Source organism: Variovorax sp. W1I1 (assembly GCF_030815625.1).
In the GTDB taxonomy this organism is placed as follows: Bacteria; Pseudomonadota; Gammaproteobacteria; order Burkholderiales; family Burkholderiaceae_C; genus Variovorax; species Variovorax paradoxus_C.
In genome coordinates this window covers 559,039-580,418 of record NZ_JAUSWZ010000001.1, presented here as the reverse complement: position 1 = coordinate 580,418, position 21,380 = coordinate 559,039, and the positions used below count along the sequence as shown (strand labels likewise).

Genomic DNA, 21,380 nt, shown 5'->3' with positions numbered 1-21,380 from the left:
TTCAAACCTTTCAGGATCACTGCTTCAAAGAGGAGCCGCGCCGCGTGCGCGGCCTTGCTCGAATGCGTCGATGGCGGCGTGCTGCGCCAGCGTGTAGTCGATCTCGTCCAGCCCTTCGAGCAGGCACTGGCGCGGAAACGGATCGATGTGGAAGGGCTCGACGCGGCCGCCCGGACCGGTGACGGTCTGCGTGCGCAAGTCGACGGCCATGCGGGTGCCCGGCGCCGCGAGCAGGTCGTCGAGCATCCGCTGCACCACGGCCTCGGGCAGGCGCACCGGCAAGAGCCCGTTCTTCAATGCGTTGCTGAAGAAGATGTCGCCGAAGCTCGGCGCGATCACCGCGCGAAAACCGCCGTCGTACAGCGCCCAGACCGCATGCTCGCGCGATGAGCCGCAGCCGAAGTTGGGCCCGGCCACCAGGATGCGCGCATCGGCATACACCGGCGCGTTGAGCACGAATTCGTCGCGGCGCCGGCCGCGCGCGTCGTGCCGCACGTCGTGAAAAAGATAGTCGCCGAAGTTGTCGGACCGCGGCTTCTGCAGGTACAGCGCGGGCACGATCTGGTCGGTGTCGATGTTGGCGCGCGCCAGCGGCACCGCCAGCGCTTCGAGTCGTGTGAAAGCTTCCATGAGATGGCTGTTCGAAGGTTGTCTTTTTGTCTGTCTGTCAGTGCGATGCGAGCAGGCTGCGCACGTCGGTCAGCCGTCCGGTGATGGCGGCGGCGGCGGCCATCGCCGGGCTCATCAGGTGCGTGCGCGAACCCGGCCCCTGCCTGCCGACGAAGTTGCGGTTGGACGTCGAGGCGCAGCGCTGGCCCGCGGCCACCTGGTCGCCATTGGTGCCCAGGCACATCGAGCAGCCGGCATGGCGCCACTGCAGGCCCGCCGCCAGGAACACGGCATCGAGCCCCTCGGCCTCTGCCTGCTGCTTCACGAGGCCGGAGCCGGGCACGACCCAGGCTTCCACGCCCTCGGCCACGCGCCGCCCGCGCACCACCTCGGCGGCGCTGCGCATGTCCTCGATGCGGCCGTTGGTGCACGAGCCGATGAAGACGCGATCGACCGCCACCTCGTCGAGCATCTGCCCTGCCTCCAGGCCCATGTAGGCGAGCGTGCGCTGCATCGATGCGCGGCGCTCGGCGGTGGCGGCTTCGGCCGGGTCGGGCACGCGGCCGGTGATCGGCAGCGCGTCCTCGGGGCTGTTGCCCCAGGTGACCATCGGCGCGATGTCGCCGGCCGAGAGGCGCAGCTCGGTGTCGAACACCGCGCCGTCGTCGCTGGGCAACTGGCGCCAGCGCGCGACTGCCTCGTCCCACGCCGCACCCTGCGGCGCCTCGGGCCGGCCGGCCAGCCACTCGAAGGTGGTGTCGTCGGGCGCCACCATGCCGGCGCGCGCGCCGGCCTCGATGGACATGTTGCACACCGTCATGCGCCCGGCCATCGAGAGCGCGCGGATCGCTTCGCCCGCGTACTCGATGACGTGCCCCGTGCCGCCCGCGGCACCGAGCCGCGCGATGACCGCGAGGATGATGTCCTTGGCCGAGACGCCTTCGGACAAGCGCCCATCGATGGTCACGCGCAGCGTGCGGGGCTTGCGCTGCCACAGCGTCTGCGTGGCGAGCACATGCGCCACTTCCGAGGCGCCGATGCCGAAGGCCAGCGCGCCCAGCGCGCCGTGCGTGGCGGTGTGGCTGTCGCCGCAGACGATCACGCTGCCCGGCAGGCTCAGGCCCTGCTCCGGCCCCACCACATGCACGATGCCCTGGCGCAGATCGTCCAGGCCGAAGAAGCGGATACCCGCGGCCGCGCTGTCGTCCTGCAGCGCCTGTGCCATCGCGCGCTTCTCGGGGTCGGCAATGTCGGCGAGCACGCGCGAATCTGTCGGCACGTAGTGGTCGGGCGTGGCGAAGGCGCGGTCCGGGCGGCGCACCGGAAGGCCGCGCTGGCGCAGCATCTCAAAGGCGGGCGCGGAGCCGTCCTGCACCAGGTGGCGATCGACGTACAGCAGGCTCTGGCCGTCGTCGCGCTGCATCACCACGTGCGGCTGCCAGATCTTGTCGAAGAGGGTGCGGGGAGCGAGGGACATGGGAAAAGGAAGAGATGAAGGAGTGATCAGTCGAGCTTCACGCCGGAGATGCGCACGATCTCCGCATAGCGCCTGGTCTCGCTCGCCATGAAGCGCCCGAAGTCCTCGGGCGTGCCGCCGCCGACCTCGGCGCCGAAGGCGGCCATGCGCTTGTGCAGCTCGGGCGACTTGAGCACCGCATTGGCCTCGGCGTTGAGCTTGTCGATGATCGGACGCGGCGTGCCGGCCGGCGCCGAGAGGCCATACCACGACGAGGCGTAGACGCCCTTGAGGCCCACCTCGTCGAAGGTCGGCACATCGGGCAGTGCGGGGTTGCGCATCTTGGAGGCCACGGCCAGCGCGCGCATGCGGCCGCCGGCGATGAAGGGCAGGCAGGTGGTGGTGTCGAGCATCAGCGACACATGGCCCGCCGCGAGGTCGGCCTCGGCCGGCGCGGTGCCCTTGTAGGGCACGTGCACGATGTCGATCTTCGCGGCCGCGGCGAACTGCACGGCAGCCAGGTGCTGCGACGAGCCGATGCCGCCCGAGCCGTAGTTGAGCTTGCCCGGGTTCGCGCGCGCCGCATCGATCACGTCCTTGACGGTCTTGAACGGCGAGTTGGCCGGCACCACGAGGATGTTGGGCACGGCCGAGACGTAGACGATCGGCTCGAAGTCCTTCACCGGATCGAAGCCGAGCTTGGTGTACAGGCTGATGTTCACCGCGTTGGGACTGATCGAGGACATCAGCAGGTTGTAGCCATCGGGCTTCTGCCGCCCCGCGAGCTCGGTGCCGATGTTGCCGCCCGCCCCGGCGCGGTTGTCCACCACGAAGGGCTGGCCGAGGCGATGGCCCAGCAGCTCGGACACGATGCGCGCGGTGGTGTCCACGCCGCCGCCCGCGGGCCACGGCACCATCAGCTTGATGGGCTGCGAGGGATAGTTCTTCACGGCCGCGTCGTCGGCCGACGCGGCGGCGTGCGCGCCGAGCAGCACGGCGGTCATCAGGCAAGAACGCATGCAGACATGCAGTTTCTTCATCGTCATGGCGGTGTCTCCTGTCTTTGTAATGAGCGCATGCTATGCCTCGACCTGCCCGCCTCGCAATCACAATAAATGCATGCAGGCATGAGTAAACTTCATACCTCATGACACGCAAACTCCCCCCGCTCAATGCCCTGCGCGCCTTCGAGGCCGCGGCGCGCTGCGGCAACTTCACGCGCGCCGCGCATGAGCTGTTCGTGACGCAGGGCGCCGTGAGCCGGCACATCGCCACGCTGGAGGACTGGCTCGGTGTGCAGCTCTTCGAGCGCGGACGGCACGGCATCCGCCTCACGCCCGCCGGCGAGCGCTATTTCGCGAGCATGCGGGTGGCGCTCGACCAGATCGAGCACGGCACCCGCCAGCTGCAGCAGCAAAGTCCCGACGAATGGCTGCTGCGCATCAAGCTGCCGCCGACCTTCGCGATTCGCTGGCTGATTCCGCGGCTCGCGCGCTTTCATGCGCTGCATCCGCGCATCGATGTGCAGATCACCACTTCGCACAAGCCGACCGACTTCGACCGCGACGACATCGACGTGAGCATCCATTCGGAGCCGAGCCCGCCGGTCGGTCCGGGCTATCGGCTGCTGTTCCGCGAAACGCTGCTGCCGGTGTGCGCGCCGGCGCTGCTGCGGCGCGAACCGCCGCTCGAGCAGCCGAGCGACCTCGCGCACCAGGCGCTGCTCAGTTCGCTCAACCGGCCGAACGACTGGCAGACCTGGCTCGCGGCCGCCGGCGCGCCCGGCATCGACACGCGGCGGGGCCTGCAGTTCGAGAACGCCGCCATGGCCTACCAGGCGGCCGCCGAGGAACTGGGCGTGATGGTCGGGCTGCTCGCCTTCGTGCGCGACGACCTCGCCAGCGGCCGGCTGGTCGCGCCCTTCGACCTGCGCGTTCCCACCGAGGGCGGCTACTTCATGGCCTGGCGCGCAGACCGGCCGGTGCCGCAGCGGGTGCGGGATTTCGAGAGCTGGATCGCAGCGGAAGCCGCGACCAGCGAGGCTTGAGCGACCTGCGCTACGAGGAGATGCCCGGCGCCTTCATGTCGTAGGAGATCCGCCCCGCCGGCAGGTAGAACAGCGCGATGACCGCGCCGCCCTTCGCCTCCGGATAGTGATGGCTCCCCGGCGCGGGCGCGGTCCATCCGCCGTAGCACCATCCGTTGGGGCCCGCCAGGGCGGCGCCGTCATTGAGCGGCACCACCATGTTGAATTCGCCGTAGGGGTGCGCGTGGTAGTCGCCGCGAAAGCTCTCTTCGGGGTTGCCTTGCGTGTTGCCGATGCTGTCCATGTAGACCGCGGTGATGCTGAAGTTGAACGTGCGCGCCGACGGATCGCAAAGCCGCGCGCGCCGGTACTTGCGCCCCTGGATCTCGACGTTGGCGGCCCAGCCGTCGCGCACGCCGGCCTTCACCAGCCTGGCCAGCTCGTCATAAAGCGGCGAGCCCGGTGGATACGTGGCGTTGAGCCATTGCTCCACCTCGGTTCCAGTGGTCATGTTCTGGATTTCCGCGAGAAACGGGAGGCTGGTTTCGATCAGTTGTTCCTGGTCGGTCATGGGTGGTTTTTCCTTTTTGCTTCGAGAGTTCTTCTTGGCTGCTTCACTCGTCGGCCCGGAAGCCGGAAGCCGCGACCACCGGCTTCCATCGCTCCCGCTCGGTGGCGATGAGGCGCGTGCAGTCGGCCGGCCCGAGGTAGGCGGCTTCCAGGCCGATCTGCGACAGGCCTGCAATGAGCGTGCTGTCGCGCGATGCGGTTTGCGTGGCTTCGGCGAGCGCCGCCACGGTTTTCTCCGGTGTCGCGGCAGGCGCGTAGACGCCATAGCTCTCGAGCCCGGTCACGGTGTCGAAGCCCTGCTCCGCGAAGGTCGGCACGCTCTTCAAGAAGCGCGAGCGGCGCTCGCTGCTCGCGGCCAGGAGGCGCAGCTTGCCGCTCTCCAGGTACTGGAGAAAGTCCCCCACGAAACCGATGTAGGCGGGGATCTGACCGCCGAGCAGGTCCTGCACCGCGGGCGCGGAACCGCGATACGCCACATGCGTGAGCGGCACGCCGGCCGCCTGCGAGAAGCGATAGCCCAGGAACTGCGCGAGCGAGCCGGCCGCGGGCGATGCGTAGGTGCGACCCGTCTCCGTTTTCTTGAGCCAGCGCACGTAGTCGGCCAGCGTCTTCACTTCGGGCGGCACGGCGCTGCTCACGGCCAGCACGCAGGTCGCCGAGGCCAGCAATGCAACGGGCCTGAAATCCTTCGCGGGGTCGTACGCGAGGTTGGCGTAGACATGCGGGTAGATCGTCATCGCCGAGGTGTGCGTGCACAGCAGCACGCTGCCGTCCGGCTTCTCGCGCTTGAGCTGCGCATTGGCAATGCGTCCGGCGGCGCCGGGCCGGTTGTCCACGAGGTACGGCCGGCCCTGCGTGCGCCACGATTCGGTGAGGCGGCGCGCAGTCTGGTCGAGCGTGCCGCCGGGCGGATAGCCGACGATGAGCCGCCCCATCGCTGCATCGGTCTGCGCGATTGCAAGTGCCGGCAACAGCGCCGCGCCCGGCATGAGGCACGCGGCGCGCGCTGCGAAAGTCCGCCGTGAAATGTGATGCACCATGATCGATTGCTCCAGTTGTTTGTCTCGCCCATGTCCCGCCAGGAACGCATGGACGAACGGTGCCACCGCGCATCTGCCACTGGAAGCGATCAATCTGCAACACGACAATGCAGCGCGTGCAACATGAGGAGAAAAAGATGGCCACAGTGAATCCGAACCGCATGGACCTCAACCTGCTTCGCGTGTTCGATGCCGTCTTCGAGGACCAGAACCTCCTGCGTGCGGGCAAGCGCCTGCACCTGAGCCAGTCCGCGATCAGCCATGCGCTGGCGCGCCTGCGCGAAGCGCTGCAGGACGAACTCTTCATCCGCACCGCCCGCGGCATGGAACCCACCGCGCGCGCACTCGCAATGGCCGCGCCGCTGCGGGAGGCCCTGCGCAGCATTCACGACACGCTGGGCGTGCAGCCCTTCGACCCCGCGACGGCCTCGCGCACCTTCGTGCTGGCCGCGAACGACTACGTGACCTCGGTGCTGCTCGTCGGCCTCAGCCGCCGCGTGGCCGCCATCGCGCCGGCGGTGGACCTCGTCGTGCGGCCGTCCACGCGGCTGGACCTGGCCGAGCAGATCGACGTGGGCCGCATCGACCTGGCCATCGGCATCTTCGCGGAGGTGCCGCCGCGCTTCCAGAGCGGCCCCGTGTGGACGCAGGAAGACGTGCTGGTCATGCGCAAGGGCCATCCGCTGCGCCGGCGCCGGCTGCGCGTCGACGACCTCGCGGAATTTCCGCTGGTGACCGTGTCCCTCGGCGGGCAGGAGGAAGGCGCGGTCAGCGGCTACATCGTCGAGCGCGGGCTGGCGCGGCAGTCCGAGATGTTCGACCGGCAGGCGCTGGAAGATGCGCTCGCGGCCATCGGCCAGCGTCCGCGCTACCGCGTCACCGTGCCGCACTCGCTCGCGGTGCCCGAGCTGCTGCTGGACAGCGACATGCTCTCCATCGTGCCGGCGCCGCTCGCACAGGCCTTCGCAAGCCGCGGCGACCTGCATGCAAAGCCGCTGCCCTACGAGGTGGCGAACGTGAGCCTGCGCGCCATATGGCACCGGCGGCACGAGCACGATCCGGCCCATGTCTGGCTCCGGGAACAGCTCGCGGAAATCGCGGAATCGACACGCGGCGATCAGGGCACGCGTCAGGGCACGCGTCAGGGCTGACCCACCCAAATCCGATGCCGTGCATACCCATGCTGCGCAAGTTTCAATGGGCAGCCGCGCACCTGCGTGCGAGCATCGCGCCATGATGAAAGCTCCCCCTACGGACGGCGCAGCGCGAGACGCCGTCGACGCGGTCATCCGCTCTCGCACGGCGGTGCGTGCCTTCCAGCCCACGCCGGTTCCCAAGGCACTCGTCGTGGAAATGCTTGAGGTCGCGCGCTGCGCGCCGAGCAACTCGAACACGCAGCCATGGTTCGTGCATGTGCTCGAAGGGGATGCCAAGCGCCGGTTCAGCGAGGCGCTGCTGCGCTCGCACGAACGCGACGAACTCCCCGCCTCACAGCACTTTCCACCGGAGTTGCCCGCCGCATGCAGATCGCGGCAGGCGGACTTCGGCGCCCGCTACTACGCGGCCCTCGGCATCGGCCGCGCGGACGCGGCGGCGCGCTACCGGCAGACGGCGCAGAACTACCTGTTCTTCGACGCGCCGGTGGGTCTCATCTTCACGATCGACGCGCGGCTGATGCCGCACAGCTGGGCCGACTTCGGCATGTTCCTGCAGACCTTCATGCTCGCGGCGAGAGCGCGCGGGCTCGACACCTGTCCGCAGGTGTCGTTCGTGCGGCACGAGCCGGTCATCCGCGAATGCCTGCCGTTGCCCGAGGGCCAGACCGTCGTGTGCGGCATGTCGCTCGGCTGGGCGCAGGAGGGTTCGGCCTTGCGCCAACTCGCGATGCCGAGGGAGCCGGTGGAAGCGTTCACGGTCTTTCACGGCTTCGATGGCGGAGCAACCGAGGCATGAATCGGGACTGAAAACGCGTGGCGATTGGGGCGGCCGCCTTCGGACGGACAATCGCAGGAGCCCCATTCGAAATCAAAGCCACGACCATGCCCCGCCTCGACGACCCCCTCCACGACGCCGAAATCGGCTCCCGCGACAGCACGCTCGACACCACCCGGATCGACGATGTGCGCATCGGCGCCGTTCGCCCCCTCATGACCCCCGCGCTGCTGCAGGAACGCGTGCCCGTGCGCGACAACACGCTGGCGCTGGTCGAGAGCAGCCGCGCGGCGATCGCCGATGTGCTGCACGGCCGCGACGACCGGCTGGTGGTCGTGGTCGGCCCCTGCTCCATCCACGACCACGACCAGGCCATCGAATACGCGCAGCGCCTGAAGAAGGTGGCCGACTCGCTGCAGGACGACCTGCTCATCGTGATGCGCGCCTACTTCGAGAAGCCGCGCACCACCGTCGGCTGGAAGGGCTACATCAACGACCCGCACCTGGACGGCAGTTTCGCGATCAACGAAGGGCTGGAGCGCGCGCGGCGCCTGCTGCTGGAGCTGACCACGCTGGGCCTGCCGACCGGCACCGAGTTCCTCGACCTCTTGAGCCCGCAGTTCATCGCCGACCTGATCGCCTGGGGCGCCATCGGCGCGCGCACCACCGAAAGCCAGAGCCATCGGCAGCTGGCCTCGGGCCTGAGCTGCCCGGTAGGCTTCAAGAACGGCACGGACGGCAGCGTCAAGGTGGCCGCCGACGCAATCCTCGCGGCCCGCGCGCCGCATGCCTTCATGGGCATGACCAAGATGGGCATGGCCGCGATCTTCGAGACGCGCGGCAACGACGACTGCCACGTCATCCTGCGCGGTGGCAAGGCGCCCAACTATTCGGCCGCGGACGTGGAATCCAGCTGCCAGGCGCTGCTGGCGAACGGCCTGCGGCCGCAGGTGATGATCGACGTCTCGCACGGCAACAGCAGCAAGCAGCACCAGCGCCAGATCGTGGTCGCCGAAGACGTGGCGGCGCAGATCGCGGGCGGCGAGCATCGCATCACGGGCCTCATGATCGAGAGCCATCTGGAAGAAGGCCGGCAGGACCTGAAGCCCGGCGTCGCGCTCAAGCACGGCGTTTCGATCACCGATGCCTGCATCGGCTTTGCGCAGACGGTGCCGGTGCTCGAGGGGCTGGCTTCGGCGGTCAAGGCGCGGCGCAAGCTGTCGAAGGCTCGAGACCGAAGGCCTGAATGGAAGAAGTCGTTCGCGGAGTCAGCGTGATGTGGGCCGACGAGCGTCTGCGGCCATTGCTGCTGGGCGCCATCGCGACGGCCATGGTGATCGGCGCCCTGGTGGCCGCCATGCGCGCATGGGCACATCGCAGGGACCTCGATGACGCGATCGGGCACCGGGTGCATCCCGCTGTGCGTTTTGCGATATCGCTGCTGTTGGGACTGGGGTGCGCCGCGGTGCTGGTACGCGGCGATGTAGCGTGGCCGATCCCCGTGGCCGGCATTGCGCTCTCGCTCTGCTTCATGGCGTATTTCGGACTCAGGGTCTTGCGCGGCCAGCCTGAGTAGAAGCGGCCGGACCGACGCGCGTCAGATCGGCGCGTAGCTGCCCGTGCCGCCGGGCCAGGTCGTCAGCACGTCGTATCCATCGGGCGTTACCGCCACCATGTGTTCCCACTGGGCGGACAGGGACCTGTCCTTCGTCACGACGGTCCACCCGTCGGGCAATTGCCTGACGTCACGTTGGCCCGCGTTGAGCATCGGTTCGATGGTGAAGACCATTCCCGCTTCGAGCCTGAGCCCCTCCCCGCGCCGCCCGTAGTGCAGCACCTGCAGGTCTTCGTGATAGACCCGGCCGATGCCGTGGCCGCAGTATTCGCGCACCACGCTGAAATGCTCCCGCTGCGCGACCGACTGGATGGCATGGCCCACATCGCCCAACGTCGCGCCAGGCTTGACCGCGCGGATTCCGGCCAACATGGCTTCGTAGGTCGTCTCCACCAGGCGACGTGCCAGCACGCCGGGGGTGCCGACGAAGTACATGCGGCTGGTGTCGCCGAACCAGCCGTCCTTGATGACCGCGACATCGATGTTGACGATGTCGCCCTTCTTCAAGATCTTGTCGGGCGAAGGAATCCCATGGCAGACCACCTGGTTGACCGAGGTGAGGATGGTCTTCGGATACCCCTGGTAGCCCACGTTGGCCGGTATGGCGCCCTGCACATTCACGATGTGGTCGTGGCAGATGCGGTCGAGCGCTTCCGTGCTCACACCCGGCACGACATGGGGCTCGATCATGGCGAGCACCTCCGCGGCAAGCTGGGCGGCCCGCCGCGACATCTCGATGTCCTCGGGGGACTTGATGACGATGTCGCGCGCCATCAGCGTTTTCCGTTCACCGCCGCAGGTGAGCGAGGCTTGCCGGCCTGGGCCGTGACGGCCGAGGCGATGTCCAGCCCTCCCGCGAGTTCAGCCTGTATGAGCAGTTGGCAGACTTCCCGGTAGTCCAGCTCCGGGTGCATCTCCGTCAGCATGCCGACGCGCATCCAGTGCTCGGCCTGCGAGTTGATGGACCGGCTGAGGGCGTTGCCGGCCACTCGCAGGTTCTCGTGCATCAGGTCTGAAATCTTTACGATGCCCATCGGCGGCCTCTATATGGAATATGCGCGAAGTATATATGCTTCGTATATCCCTGGCGTGCTCCAGACACCGGGGGTGTTTGTGCCTACAGGGGAGCGCGCCGACACAGCCATTGCATCTTCATGAACACCTTCTCGCGGCGTCGGACGACACACGCCAGGCACCACCGCGGGCACCTTCCACGCAAGAAGGAGCAACGTCATTCATGGATCGCCTGTTCGCCTTGTTCGCCAACAAGACCGCGCATGTCGCGGGCAGCCCGCTCACCTTCCTGGTGTGCGTGGCCGTGGTGGTTGCCTGGGCGGTGGCCGGACCGTTCTTCGGCTTCTCGGAAACCTGGCAGCTGGTCATCAACACCGGTACCACCATCGTGACCTTCCTCATGGTGTTCCTGATTCAGAACACCCAGAACCGCGATGGCGTGGCGCTGCAGACGAAGCTCGACGAGCTGATCCGATCGTCCAACGCCCAGAACGAATTCATGGGCATCGAGAAACTCACCGACCATGAACTGACCGCGCTGCACGAGAAATGCGAAGCGGCGGCCAGGAGCAACCAGGCCACGCTGGATCGCACCCGCGCCGAACGCCACCGGCGCGGTCACGACGGGGAAGCCGCGACCAAGTCCTGAGGCCGGACCCGGCCTGCCTATGACACGGAGGGAGCGGGGACGCCGGGCCTCTGGCACTCCGCGCGAAATTCACCCGGCGTCATGCCCTTGATCCGCCTGAAGTGCCGGTTGAAGTTCGAGATGTTGTTGAAGCCCACCTCGTAGCAGATGCTGCTCACCTGCTGGCGCGTCGATGCGAGCAGGCGGCAGGCACGCGCCACGCGCAGGCCGATCACGAAGTCGGTGAAGGTCTGGCCCGTGGCACGGCGAAAGCTGCGCGAGAAAGCGTTCTCGCGCATGCCCACGATCGCGCCGACCTCGGCGAGCGAGAGTTCGTCCACGTAGTTGTCGCGGATGTGGTCGAGCGCCTTGTGGATGCGCGTCGCAGCCATGTGCTCGCCCAGCGAATCGTCGGTGAACGCGGCATCGGCCAGCAGCCGGTACTCGGACCATTGCGAGAGCTCGTTGAGCAGCACGGTGAATTCCGCGAAGCGTGCGAGGCCTTGCAGCATCTCGATGCGTCGCAACCGCGAAACGATGCCTTCGTTCAGTCCCACGAACTGCACGCCCTGGCGCGCGCGCGCCAGGAGCGGCGCCGCGTCGCGAAGCTCGGGAAACAGTTCCATGCCGCGGCGCAGCGGCTCGTCGCCGAAGCGCAGCACCAGGCTGCCGGCATTGCCCGCGCCATGCAGCGGGCGGTGCTCGAACACAAGGCTGTGCGGCAGCCGCGGGCCCAGCAGCACCACGGTGCCAGGCGCGAAGCGGTGGGTTTCCTCGTCGATGCCGCTGCCCACGCGCAGGCGCGCCGGCGCGGCCCCGATCAGGTGCAGCTCGTGCTCGTGCAGGCAGTTCGTTTCGTTGCCGCGCACCGAGGCCGCAGGAGAGGTCTCGCAGTGGATGGTGGCCCGGGTTTCCTCCGGTGCAGGCACCGCGGGCTCGGATGCCGTGCCGCGCCGCGCATCGAGTGGGCGGGCGCGCGCGTTGGTGTACGGGCGCGCTGCGGCCGCATGCGTTCGGGAGGCGGAGGCCGGCGGGATCGTGTTCGGCAAGACCAAATCTCCAACGGACGACAACGATGAACGGTGGGTGGCGGGCGTCAGCTCTTGCGAGCCGGCGGCGGCATCGCCGTCTGCTGCTGGAACGCGGCGAGCAGCCGGTATTCCTCACTGAGCTTGCGCGGCAGCGACAGGTACACCGGCAGCAGCTGCCGGTAGAGCGCCGCGTTCTTCGCATTGGGCGTGTGGCGGTGCGTGGCGCCGACCATGCCCGCGACCACGTCGAGCGAATCGACATGGCCCAGCGCATAGAGCCCGAGCACCGCGGCGCCCAGGCACGAGCTCTCGAAGCTCTCGGGCACCACCACCTCGCGGTCGAACACGTCGGCCATCATCTGGCGCCACATGCCCGAGCGCGCGAAGCCGCCGGTGGCCTTGATGTGGGCGCTGCGCCCGGCAATCGATTCGACCGCCGGCAGGATGCTGTAGAGGTTGAAGATCACGCCCTCGAGCACCGCGCGGATCATGTGTTCCTTGCGGTGGTGGATGCCCAGCCCGAAGAAGGAGCCGCGCAGGTCGGCGTTCCAGTACGGCGCGCGCTCGCCGGTGAGGAAAGGGTGGAACACCAGCCCCTCGCTGCCGGCCGACACGCGCTCGGCGATGCGCGTGAGCACCTCGTAGGTGTCGATGCCCAGGCGCTTGGCGGTCTCGGCCTCGGCCGAGGCGAACTCGTCGCGCACCCAACGCAGGATGATGCCGCCGTTGTTCACCGGACCGCCCACCACCCAGCGCCGCTCGGCGAGCGCATAGCAGAAGGTGCGGCCCTCGGGGTCGGTCATCGGGTGGTCGACCACGGTGCGCATCGCGCCGCTGGTGCCGATGGTCACGGCGACCTCGCCGGGCGCCACCGCGTTCACGCCGAGGTTGGAGAGCACGCCGTCGTTGGCGCCGATGACGAAGGGCGTGTCGGTTGCCAGGCCCAGTTGCGCCGCGACACCGGCCGCGAGGCCCTCGATGTGCCAGGTGGTCGGCACCGGGCGCGACAACTGGTCGGCGCGCACGCCGGCCAGCGCGAGCGCGCCCTCGTCCCAATCGAGCCGCTCGATGTTGAAGAGCCCCGTGGCCGAGGCGATCGAATGGTCGACCTGCCACTGGCCGAAGAGCCGGGAGAACACGTATTCCTTGATGCCGACGAAGCGCGTCGCACTCGCGAAGAGTTCGGCGCGCTCGTGGCGCAGCCACACCAGCTTGACCAGCGGCGACATCGGGTGGATCGGCGTGCCGGTGCGGCGGTAGATGGCCAGCCCGTCCCATTCGTCGCGGATGCGCTCGGCCCAACGCGCAGCGCGTTGGTCGGCCCAGGTGATGCTGGCGGTCAGCGGCGCGCCCGCACCGTCGACCAGGATCAGGCTGTGCATGGCCGCGCTGAAGGAAACGGCGAGCACGTCGGCGGGCGCGGCCTTGCTCTCCTGCACGCAGCCCGCGATGGCCGCGAGCACCGCCTGGAAGATCTGCTCGGGATCCTGCTCGGCGGCGCCGGCTTCGGGCTGCAGCAGCGGGTAGTCGACCGCGTGGTGGGCCAGCACACGCCCCGCGGGCGTGAAGGCCACCGCCTTGGTGCTGGTGGTTCCGATGTCGACGCCGATGACGGTGCGGCCCATGGCTTGTCTCCTTGAGTGATCACATTCAGGCGAACACGATCAGACGAACATGCTCAGCAGCATGATGAACGCGAGGGCCACGACCGAGATCAGCGTTTCCATCACCGTCCAGGTCTTGAAGGTCTCGGCCACCGTCATGTTGAAGTATTGCTTGACCAGCCAGAAGCCCGCGTCGTTCACGTGCGAGAGGATCAGCGACCCCGCGCCCGTGGCCAGCACCAGCAGCTCGAGGTTCACGCCCGGCACCAGGGTGGCGAGCGGCGCGACGATGCCGGCACCGGTGATGGTGGCGACCGTGGCCGAACCCGTCGCGATGCGGATCAGCCCAGCGACCAGCCAGGCCAGGAGGATCGGCGAGACCTGCGCATTCAGCGCCATGTGCCCGATGGCGTTGCCCACGCCGCTGGTCACCAGCATCTGCTTGAAGCCGCCGCCCGCGCCGATGATCAGCACGATGGCCGCGGTCGGTGCGAGGCTGTCGTCCACGAACTTCATGATCTGCTTGCTGGTGAAGCCGCGCGCAAAGCCGAAGGTGTAGAGCGACAGCAAAAGCGCCGCCAGCAGCGCGGTGATCGGGTGGCCGATGAAGTCCAGCCACAGGCGCACGATGTTCTTGTCGTCGAGCGCCACGTCGGCAAAGGTCTTCAAGAGCATCAGCGCGACCGGCAGCAGGATCGTGACCAGCGTGATGCCGAAGCCCGGCAGCTCGCGCGCTTCGGGTTCGCGCGCCAGTTGTTCCATCAGTTCGGGCGAGGCTTCGCCCGGTACGTACTTGGAGATGTACTTGCCGAAGATCGGGCCCGCGATCATTGCGGTGGGCAGGCCGACAAGCAGGCCGTAGAAGATGGTCTTGCCGATGTCGGCGCCGAACACGCCGATCGCCAGCAGCGGCCCGGGTGCGGCGGCACCAGGCCGTGCACCACCGACAGGCCCGCCAGGAGCGGAATGCCGATGCGGATCAGCGACACGCCGGTGCGCCGCGCCACGATGAACACCAGCGGAATCAGCAGCACGAAGCCGATCTCGAAGAAGAGCGGAATGCCCACCAGGAAGGCCGCGAACATCATGGCCCAGTGCACGCGCTCCTTGCCGAAGGCGTCGATGAGCGTGCGCGCAATGCGGTCGGCGCCGCCCGACTCCGCCATCATCTTGCCGAGCATGGTGCCCAGGCCGAGCACGATGCCCACGAAGCCGAGCACGCCGCCGAAGCCCTCCTGGAAGGACTTCATCACCAGGTCCACCGGCATGCCCGAGGTGAGGCCGAGGAAGCCGGCGGCCAGCGTCAGCGCGATGAAGGGGTGCACGCGCCAGCGCGTGATCAGAAGGATCAGCCCGAGGATCGCCACCAGGGCGTCGACGAGCAGGAAAACCTCTTTGCTCATTCCGAACATGTGTGTGTCTCCTGAAACCGGCTGCCGCAACAGGGGCCGCCGGCGAGTGGGACAGCGCTATCCTGCGCGGTCCAAAAAAACAGCACTCTGGGCACGCTCGGGTTTGTCCCGAATCGGCGCAGGGCTGGACAGCGCTATCCTAGGACAGCGCTGTCCAATTCAATCTTGGTAATAACCCTTAGAAATCGCCCATGGCCGACGCCCCCGACCGACCCCGCCCCCGTTCCTCCAGCCAGGTGACGCTCGACGATGTGGCCCGCGCCTGCGGCGTGAGCCCGATCACGGTGTCGCGCGCCTTGCGCGGCGCGCGCAATGTGGCGCCCGAGCTTCAGGCGCGCGTGCAGGCGGCGGTCGACCAGCTCGGCTACATCCCCAACGTGGCGGCCCGCGCGCTGGCTTCGGCGCGCAGCTCGCATGTGGCGGTGCTGATCCCGTCACTGACCAACCAGCTCTTCGTGGAACTGCTGGAGGCGGTGCAGGACGCGCTCTCGCCGCACGGTTTCCAGTCGCTCATCGGCGTGACCCACTACGACCCCGCGCAGGAAGAAGCGCTGCTGCGCAGCTACCTCTCGCAGCGGCCGGCGGGCTTGCTGCTGACCGGCTTCGACCGCAGCGATGCGGCCCTGCGGATGCTCGAGCGCAGCAATACGCCCTGCGTGCACCTGATGGAAACCTCGGACGCGCCCGGCGTCTACAGCGTCGGCTTCTCGCAGCGGGACGCGGGCCGCACGATCGTCGAGCACCTGCTGCAGCGCGGCCGCCGGCGCATCGCCTATGCCGCCGGCCAGCTCGATCCGCGTGTGATGATGCGGCTGGAGGGCTATCGCGAGGCATTGCGCGCGGCCGGCTGCCACGACCCGGCGCTCGAGCTGCTGGTGCCCGGCCCGACCTCCATCGCGCTGGGCGGCCGGCAGTTCGAAGACCTGCTCGCGCGCCACCCCGACGTGGACGCCATCTTCTATTGCAACGACGACCTCGCCCAGGGCGCACTGCTCGCCGCGCTGCGCACCGGCGTGCCGGTGCCGCAACGCGTGGCCATTGCGGGCTTCAACGACCTGGGCGGCAGCGACCAGATGCTGCCGCCGCTGACCACCGTGCGCACCCCGCGCCGCGAGATCGGCCGGCGCGCAGCCACCATGCTCTTGGCGCTGATGCGCGCGGCGCCGGTGCCCGAGCGCACCGTCGACCTGGGCTTCGACCTGGTGGTGCGGCGCAGCAGTTGAGGCGAAGGGCGGCGCGCCGCAGCCTCAGCCTCAGCGCGTTTTTTCCATCAACGTATTCGACGGCAGCGTCTCGTCCAGCAGCTTGCGCGCCGTCTCCACGCCGGCCACCGGCAGCAGCTTCGCATCGAGCAGGCCGACCTGCACCAGCACGCTCGCCTGGTCCCAGTAGATGTGCTCGTGATAGAGCTTGTCGCCGCGGAACTTGATGACCGCGAGCAGCGGAATCTCCACGCGCTTGCCGGTCGGCGCCACGCCGGGAAGCATCCACGGGATCTCGGTCGTGTGCGTGAAGCAGAACAGCATCTCGTCGACCACCTGCGAGGCGCCCACGGTGCGCGAGATCGGCACCAGCGAGGTGTCGGGCGGGTTGCTGTTGACGAAGTGGTTCGTATAGAAGGCGTGCAGCGCCTTGTAGCCCACGCCGCCGGTCATGGTGGGGATGTGGTTCACATACGGCTCGGCCACCATGGTGCCCATCGTGTCGTCGACGTTGCGCGTGCCGAACTCGTACTCGCAATGCTTGTCCCAGAGCGCCGACAGGTCGTAGTTCGGGCCGATCGCGCCCTTCAGCGCCGCGATGCTGCGCTCGTGCGCCATCAGCGCCGAAGGCTTGTGGAAGTGCTCGCCGCCGTTGCGTGCGAAGGCGTGGTCCATGCCGGGGTACACGTAGAGCGAAACACCCGGGCGGCCCTGCAGCGTCTGCACGATGCGGTCGCGCGCCTCGGGCGGGCAGAACTTGTCGAGCTCGGCGATGTGCAGCGTGAGCGGGCGCTTGATGTGGTCGGCTTCGCCGAGCGCGGCATCGATGCCCACGCCGTAGTAGCCGACGGCCACGTCCGCATCGGTGCGGCACGCCGCCAGGTACGCGAGCTTGCCGCCGAGGCAGAAGCCGAGCACGCCGACCTTCTTCTCTTGCACCTCGGGCCGCTGGCGCAGCGCGGTGATCGCGGCCTGCATGTCCTCCATGCCCTTGGCCTCGTCGAAGCCGCCGTAGAGCGCGAAGGCGCGCTGCCAGTCGGCCTCGCTGTAGCCGAGTTCGACATCGGGCTCCTGACGCCAGAAGAGGTCGGGCACCAGCACGACGTAGCCTTCTTCCGCGTAGTAGTCGGCCACCTCGCGCATCGTGTGGTTGATGCCGAAGATTTCCTGCGCGATCACGAGGCCGGGGCCGCTGCCGGATTTGGGCAATGCGAGGTAGCCGTTGAAACTGCCGCTGCCGTCGGTGGCCTGGATGCGGATTTTTTGCTGCATGTGAACTGCTCCGTGGATGAGGTGGGGTGGTGAAGCGGGCCGCGTGCTCACTGCTGCATGCATTCCGGGTGCCTTGTCGTCACCTGGTAGTAGCCTGAATGAAAGACCAGCGGCTCGCCGTCGAAGCGATCGTAGCGCTCGACCTCGCCAATGAAGATCAGATGGTCTCCGCCGTCGTACTGCTTCACGTTGCGGCAGGTGAAGCGGGCGATGACGCCGTCCAGCAGCGGCACGCCGGCCGTGCCCTCGCAGCAGTCCACGCCCCCGAACTTGTCGGCCTGCGGCGTCGAGAACTGCCGCGACAGGTGATGCTGGTTCGCCGCGAGCACATTGATCGCGAAGTGGCTGGCGCCGGTGAAGTCGGCCACGCTCGGCGCCTGCCGTGCGAGGCTCCACAGCACCAGCGGCGGATCGAGTGACACCGACGAGAACGAATTGGCGGTCATGCCCACGCGGCGGCCGTCGATGGCTCGCGTGGTGATGACAGTGACGCCGGTGCTGAACTGGCCGAGCGCCTTGCGGAAGTCGCGCCGGTCGAAGCGATCCACAGCCGCCTCCCGTGCGCGGGTTTCGAGAAAGCGGTCGGCTTCGGCGGCGTCGAACCACCAGGGCGCGAAGGCGCGCGGATCGTCGAAGCCGTTGACGATGGTGCTCGCCACCGCGGGCATGTGGGTCGCGCTCTGCAGCAGCTTCAAGAGGTGCGGCTTCGGCGGTGCGAGCAGGCTGTTCGTCCAGTCGGTGGCCCAGCGCGCGTAGCCCTCCCAATAGCGGTCGAAGGTCTCCTGCATCCACGCGGCATCGAGCGGCGCATCGCCGTGTTCGAGGATGCGCTTCAAGTAAATGTCGGCGCACTTGGCCGCGTTGTTGGCGCCCTGCCCCGTGATCGGGTCGTTGAGCACCACCACATCGGCCAGGCCCAGCACCTTGCGACCCGAGGGCAGCGTGGCGATGGGCTTGCGCACCGTGGGCGTGAAGCGTCCGGTGAGGATGCCGTTGTCGTCTGTCAACTCGATGTGGGTGCAGCGCTCGGCCTCCCACGGCAGGAAAGTTTCGAGAATCCATTTGCTGCGCGCGAGGTGTTCCTGCGGCGTCCTCACATCCGCCCAGCAATCCATCGGGCCGCCGGGCACGCCTTCGAACACCATGATCTCGCACGGCCCCGTCGTCGTCAGCGCAGGGAACACGAAGTACTCGCCCACGCCCGGAATCAGGTTGAAGCACACGCGCGCATACGGCTCGGCCGACTTCATGCCCTTCACATAGGTGAGCGCCAGCGCGCGCTGCGGCTGGTCGCACGGGGACCGGGCCTCGTCGCGCTCGAACAGTTTCGAGATCTCGCCCTTGCCGCTCGCCACGACCACGAGGTCGTGCGTCTGCGCGCAGGTCTCCAGGTCGTCGAGGCCCATATCTTTCAGCACCAACTGGCCGCCGCGTTTCTCGAACTCGGCCATCCACGCGGGAATCTTCAGCCGCTGGTCGACCGACCGCGCTGGCCCGTCGAGCCGCGCGTGCCATTCGATCGCTTTGCCGCCTTCGGGGTTGCGCACCGCGATGCCGATGCCTTCGATGGCGGGGCAGTCGTCCGCCCACCCGTCCAGGTCGAGTTCGCGCTCGGTCTGCAGCGCGGTCTCGAACATGCACTGGCTGGACATCACCGGCCCTTCGAGAATCTCCCGCGCCGAGCGGTTCGAAAAAACCGTCACCTCGTGCCCCGCGCGCTGCAGACCGAGCGCGAGCTGCATGCCGGACTGTCCGGCGCCGACGATGGCCACGCGTCGCTTCATAGGTTCGCTCCGGGCTACGCGACGGCCGCGCAGGTGGCGATGTAGCGCTCCGATTCCGCGGCATCCGCGAACCACGGGAAGAAGGTGCGCGGATCGTCGAAGCCGTTGGCGAAGGCGCTCGCCAGTGGCGGCACCGCGCCGGCGCTGCCGAGCAGGTTGAGCACGTGGGGCGGCGGCGGCGCTAGCAGCATGTTGGTCCACTGCGTGACCCACTGCGCATAGCCGAACCAGTAGCGGTCGAAGGTCTGCTGCATCCAGGCCGCATCGGCCGCGCCGTCGCCGCGCGCGAGGATGCTCTTCAGGTACGTGTCGGCGCACTTGGCCGCGTTATTCGAGCCCTGCCCCGTGATCGGATCGTTGAGCACCACCACGTCGGCCAGGCCCAGCACCTTGCGGCCCGAGGGCAATGTCGCGACGGGCTTGCGCACCGTCGGCGCGAAGCGGCCCGCGAGGATGCCGTTGTCGTCTGTCAGCTCGATGTCCTTGCAGCGCTCGGCCTCCCACGGCGTGAAGGTGTCGAGGATCCACTTGCTGCGCGCCAGATGCTCATCCGGCGTCTTCACCTCGGCCCAGCAATCCATCGGGCCGCCGGGCACGCCTTCGAACACCATGATCTCGCACGGCCCCGTCGTCGTCAGCGCAGGGAACACGAAGTACTCGCCCACGCCGGGAATCAGGTTGAAGCACACCGCCGAGAACGGCTCGCGCGGCGCCATGCCCTTCACATAGGTGAGCGCCAACGCGCGCTGCGGCTTGTCGTAGGGCGACTTGTGCGCGTCGCGCTCGAAGAGCTTCGAGATCTCGCCCTTGCCGCTCGCCACCAGCGTGAGGTCATGGCTCTGGGTGCAAGCCTCCAGCTCGTCGATGCCCGCGTCCTTGAAGACGAGCTCGCCGCCCTTCTTCTGGAACTCGTCCATCCACGCCGGGATCTTCACGCGCTGGTCGACCGACTGCGCGCTCGCGTTCAGCCGCGCGGCCCAGTCGATGGCCTTGGCGCCCTTCTGCTCGGGATGCGGCACGGCCAGGCCGATGCCGTCTACCGTCGGGCAGTCGCTCGCCCAGTGGTCCAGGCCCAGGTCGCGTTCGATCTGCAGCGAGGTGTCGAACATGCACTGGCTCGACATGACCTTGCCGCGGCGGATGTCCTCCCCCGTGCGGTTGCTGAACATGGTGACCTCGTAGCCTGCCGCGAGCAGGCCGAGACCCAGTTGCAGGCCCGACTGGCCCGCGCCGACGATGGCGATTCGCTTCATTTCATTTGCTCCTTGATTGCTCCGTTCGGAGCGGGTCAGTCCATCAACAGGGGAATGGCAGGCACGGCCTGCTCGGGGCCCATGGCGGAATAGCCGCCGTCCACCGCGTAGTCGGCACCGGTCACGAAGCTCGCGTGGTCGGAGCACAGGAACAGCACCACCTGTGCGACCTCGTCCGGATCGCCGACGCGCCCGAGCAGGTGGAACGGCGCGGCCACGCGGTCGGTCTTGGCGCGGTCGTTACCGCTCAAACGCTCCATCACGGCCGACCAGGTCCAGCCCGGCGACACGCTGTTCACCCGGATGTTGTCCTGCGCGAGGTCCATCGCCATGTTGCGGGTGAGCTGCGCCATGGCGGCCTTGCTCACCGGATAGAGCCAGCGCCCCGTCTGCGCCACGCGCGACGAGATGCTCGTGAAATTGACCACCGCCCCGCCGCCGGCCGCCACCATGTGCGGATGCGCGGCCTGCAGCATCGCCACCGCGCTCGCCACGTTCACGTTGAACGAGGTGAGCCAGTCGGCGCGCGGCGACTTGAAGCCGTCGTCCACGTAGGAGCAGGCGAGGTTGACGAGAAAGTGCACGCCGCCGTGCCGCTCGGCCGCCTCGGCGACGCAGGCGTGCACCTGCGCGTCGTCGGTGATGTCGGTGCGCACGAACCGCACGCCGGCGCCGAGCGAATCGGCGAGTGCCTGGCCGTTGTCGGCATCGATGTCGGCGACAACGACCTTCACGCCGGCCGCGTGCAGCGCGCGCACCACGCCGACGCCTATCAATGTGGCGCCGCCAGTGACGATGGCGCTCTTGCCTGCGAGTCCCTTGAACATGACGCTTGCTCTCCTCGGTGGGTCGATCGGGCAGACCCGGTGGGCCTGTGTGTGGAGCGAACGTTACGAGGGGGCGGGCCTTGGGAGCATCCCGCAAACGCAGGC

20 protein-coding genes and 2 pseudogenes are annotated in these 21,380 nt (G+C 68.2%); 7 read left to right on the top strand and 15 right to left on the bottom strand.

Annotation, left to right across the window (positions count from 1 at the left end):
- Positions 1 to 24 precede the first annotated feature (24 nt).
- The 3 genes from leuD to QFZ83_RS02825 are packed head-to-tail and all read right to left on the bottom strand — an operon-like array spanning position 25 to position 3,111.
- Positions 25 to 630 (bottom strand): 3-isopropylmalate dehydratase small subunit, encoded by a 606-nt coding sequence (gene leuD, locus QFZ83_RS02835; protein WP_307502397.1) that lies wholly within the window; start codon positions 628 to 630, stop codon positions 25 to 27.
- Positions 631 to 667: 37 nt separating this feature from the next.
- Positions 668 to 2,086, bottom strand: a complete 1,419-nt coding sequence (leuC, locus tag QFZ83_RS02830; protein ID WP_307502394.1) for a 3-isopropylmalate dehydratase large subunit — start codon at positions 2,084 to 2,086, stop codon at positions 668 to 670.
- Between the two features lie 26 nt (positions 2,087 to 2,112).
- Complete coding sequence (locus tag QFZ83_RS02825; protein WP_307502391.1) at positions 2,113 to 3,111, bottom strand: tripartite tricarboxylate transporter substrate binding protein; 999 nt, start codon at positions 3,109 to 3,111, stop codon at positions 2,113 to 2,115.
- Positions 3,112 to 3,212: 101 nt separating this feature from the next.
- Here QFZ83_RS02825 and gcvA point away from each other — a divergent pair, with 101 nt between their 5' ends.
- Complete coding sequence (gene gcvA, locus QFZ83_RS02820) at positions 3,213 to 4,112, top strand: transcriptional regulator GcvA (protein ID WP_307502388.1); 900 nt, start codon at positions 3,213 to 3,215, stop codon at positions 4,110 to 4,112.
- Between the two features lie 10 nt (positions 4,113 to 4,122).
- Here the strand turns inward: gcvA and QFZ83_RS02815 are convergent, their stop codons facing one another.
- Together QFZ83_RS02815 and QFZ83_RS02810 are read right to left on the bottom strand one after the other, a co-directional pair.
- Positions 4,123 to 4,662: a DUF4863 family protein gene (locus QFZ83_RS02815; protein WP_307502385.1), complete on the bottom strand. Its 540-nt coding sequence runs from the start codon at positions 4,660 to 4,662 to the stop codon at positions 4,123 to 4,125.
- Between the two features lie 43 nt (positions 4,663 to 4,705).
- Positions 4,706 to 5,701, bottom strand: a complete 996-nt coding sequence (locus QFZ83_RS02810) for a tripartite tricarboxylate transporter substrate-binding protein (RefSeq protein WP_307502382.1) — start codon at positions 5,699 to 5,701, stop codon at positions 4,706 to 4,708.
- Positions 5,702 to 5,838: 137 nt separating this feature from the next.
- On the opposite strand from QFZ83_RS02810, the gene QFZ83_RS02805 reads away from it, so the two are divergent.
- The 4 genes from QFZ83_RS02805 to QFZ83_RS02790 all read left to right on the top strand — a co-directional run bounded on the left by QFZ83_RS02805 (position 5,839) and on the right by QFZ83_RS02790 (position 9,209).
- Entirely contained in the window at positions 5,839 to 6,852 is a 1,014-nt protein-coding gene (locus QFZ83_RS02805) for a LysR substrate-binding domain-containing protein (protein WP_306881670.1), read from the top strand.
- Positions 6,853 to 6,934: 82 nt separating this feature from the next.
- Positions 6,935 to 7,654 carry a nitroreductase gene (locus tag QFZ83_RS02800; protein WP_307502379.1) on the top strand — a complete coding sequence of 240 codons (720 nt, stop codon included), beginning with the start codon at positions 6,935 to 6,937 and terminating at the stop codon, positions 7,652 to 7,654.
- Positions 7,655 to 7,740: 86 nt separating this feature from the next.
- Positions 7,741 to 8,910 carry a 3-deoxy-7-phosphoheptulonate synthase gene (locus QFZ83_RS02795; RefSeq protein WP_307502376.1) on the top strand — a complete coding sequence of 390 codons (1,170 nt, stop codon included), beginning with the start codon at positions 7,741 to 7,743 and terminating at the stop codon, positions 8,908 to 8,910.
- Positions 8,880 to 9,209, top strand: coding sequence for a hypothetical protein (locus tag QFZ83_RS02790; RefSeq protein WP_307502373.1), 330 nt, complete (start codon positions 8,880 to 8,882; stop codon positions 9,207 to 9,209). Before QFZ83_RS02795 ends, QFZ83_RS02790 begins: the two co-directional genes overlap by 31 nt.
- Positions 9,210 to 9,230: 21 nt before the next feature.
- On the opposite strand, the gene map is transcribed toward QFZ83_RS02790, so the two are convergent.
- Together map and QFZ83_RS02780 are read right to left on the bottom strand one after the other, a co-directional pair.
- Entirely contained in the window at positions 9,231 to 10,022 is a 792-nt protein-coding gene (gene map / locus QFZ83_RS02785; RefSeq protein WP_307502370.1) for a type I methionyl aminopeptidase, read from the bottom strand.
- Positions 10,022 to 10,282 (bottom strand): ParD-like family protein, encoded by a 261-nt coding sequence (locus tag QFZ83_RS02780; RefSeq protein WP_307502368.1) that lies wholly within the window; start codon positions 10,280 to 10,282, stop codon positions 10,022 to 10,024. The genes map and QFZ83_RS02780 overlap by 1 nt, the downstream gene beginning before the upstream one ends.
- Positions 10,283 to 10,485: 203 nt before the next feature.
- Between QFZ83_RS02780 and QFZ83_RS02775 the strand changes: the two genes are divergently transcribed.
- Complete coding sequence (locus QFZ83_RS02775) at positions 10,486 to 10,911, top strand: low affinity iron permease family protein (RefSeq protein WP_307502365.1); 426 nt, start codon at positions 10,486 to 10,488, stop codon at positions 10,909 to 10,911.
- Positions 10,912 to 10,928: 17 nt separating this feature from the next.
- On the opposite strand, the gene QFZ83_RS02770 is transcribed toward QFZ83_RS02775, so the two are convergent.
- The 3 genes and pseudogenes from QFZ83_RS02770 to QFZ83_RS02760 all read right to left on the bottom strand — a co-directional run bounded on the left by QFZ83_RS02770 (position 10,929) and on the right by QFZ83_RS02760 (position 14,937).
- Positions 10,929 to 11,939, bottom strand: a complete 1,011-nt coding sequence (locus tag QFZ83_RS02770; RefSeq protein ID WP_307502361.1) for an AraC family transcriptional regulator — start codon at positions 11,937 to 11,939, stop codon at positions 10,929 to 10,931.
- A gap of 47 nt (positions 11,940 to 11,986) precedes the next feature.
- Positions 11,987 to 13,546, bottom strand: coding sequence for a gluconokinase (gene gntK, locus QFZ83_RS02765; protein ID WP_307502358.1), 1,560 nt, complete (start codon positions 13,544 to 13,546; stop codon positions 11,987 to 11,989).
- Positions 13,547 to 13,585: 39 nt separating this feature from the next.
- A pseudogene (locus QFZ83_RS02760) lies at positions 13,586 to 14,937 on the bottom strand (GntP family permease).
- A 191-nt stretch (positions 14,938 to 15,128) separates the two neighbouring features.
- Here QFZ83_RS02760 and QFZ83_RS02755 point away from each other — a divergent pair.
- The gene (locus tag QFZ83_RS02755; protein WP_307502355.1) at positions 15,129 to 16,160 is read left to right on the top strand and encodes a LacI family DNA-binding transcriptional regulator; all 1,032 of its coding nucleotides are present in this window, start codon (positions 15,129 to 15,131) and stop codon (positions 16,158 to 16,160) included.
- 30 nt (positions 16,161 to 16,190) lie between these two features.
- Here QFZ83_RS02755 and QFZ83_RS02750 read toward each other — a convergent pair whose 3' ends face one another.
- From QFZ83_RS02750 to QFZ83_RS02730, 5 genes and pseudogenes are all read right to left on the bottom strand, one after another.
- Positions 16,191 to 17,411, bottom strand: coding sequence for a dienelactone hydrolase family protein (locus QFZ83_RS02750; RefSeq protein WP_307502351.1), 1,221 nt, complete (start codon positions 17,409 to 17,411; stop codon positions 16,191 to 16,193).
- A gap of 47 nt (positions 17,412 to 17,458) precedes the next feature.
- Complete coding sequence (locus QFZ83_RS02745) at positions 17,459 to 17,959, bottom strand: flavin reductase family protein (protein WP_307512614.1); 501 nt, start codon at positions 17,957 to 17,959, stop codon at positions 17,459 to 17,461.
- Positions 17,960 to 19,195: pseudogene (locus tag QFZ83_RS02740) on the bottom strand (styrene monooxygenase/indole monooxygenase family protein); the annotation flags it as partial.
- 14 nt (positions 19,196 to 19,209) lie between these two features.
- Complete coding sequence (locus QFZ83_RS02735; RefSeq protein ID WP_306881658.1) at positions 19,210 to 20,448, bottom strand: styrene monooxygenase/indole monooxygenase family protein; 1,239 nt, start codon at positions 20,446 to 20,448, stop codon at positions 19,210 to 19,212.
- A gap of 35 nt (positions 20,449 to 20,483) precedes the next feature.
- Positions 20,484 to 21,275, bottom strand: a complete 792-nt coding sequence (locus QFZ83_RS02730) for an SDR family oxidoreductase (protein ID WP_307502349.1) — start codon at positions 21,273 to 21,275, stop codon at positions 20,484 to 20,486.
- Between the last annotated feature and the right edge of the window lie 105 nt (positions 21,276 to 21,380).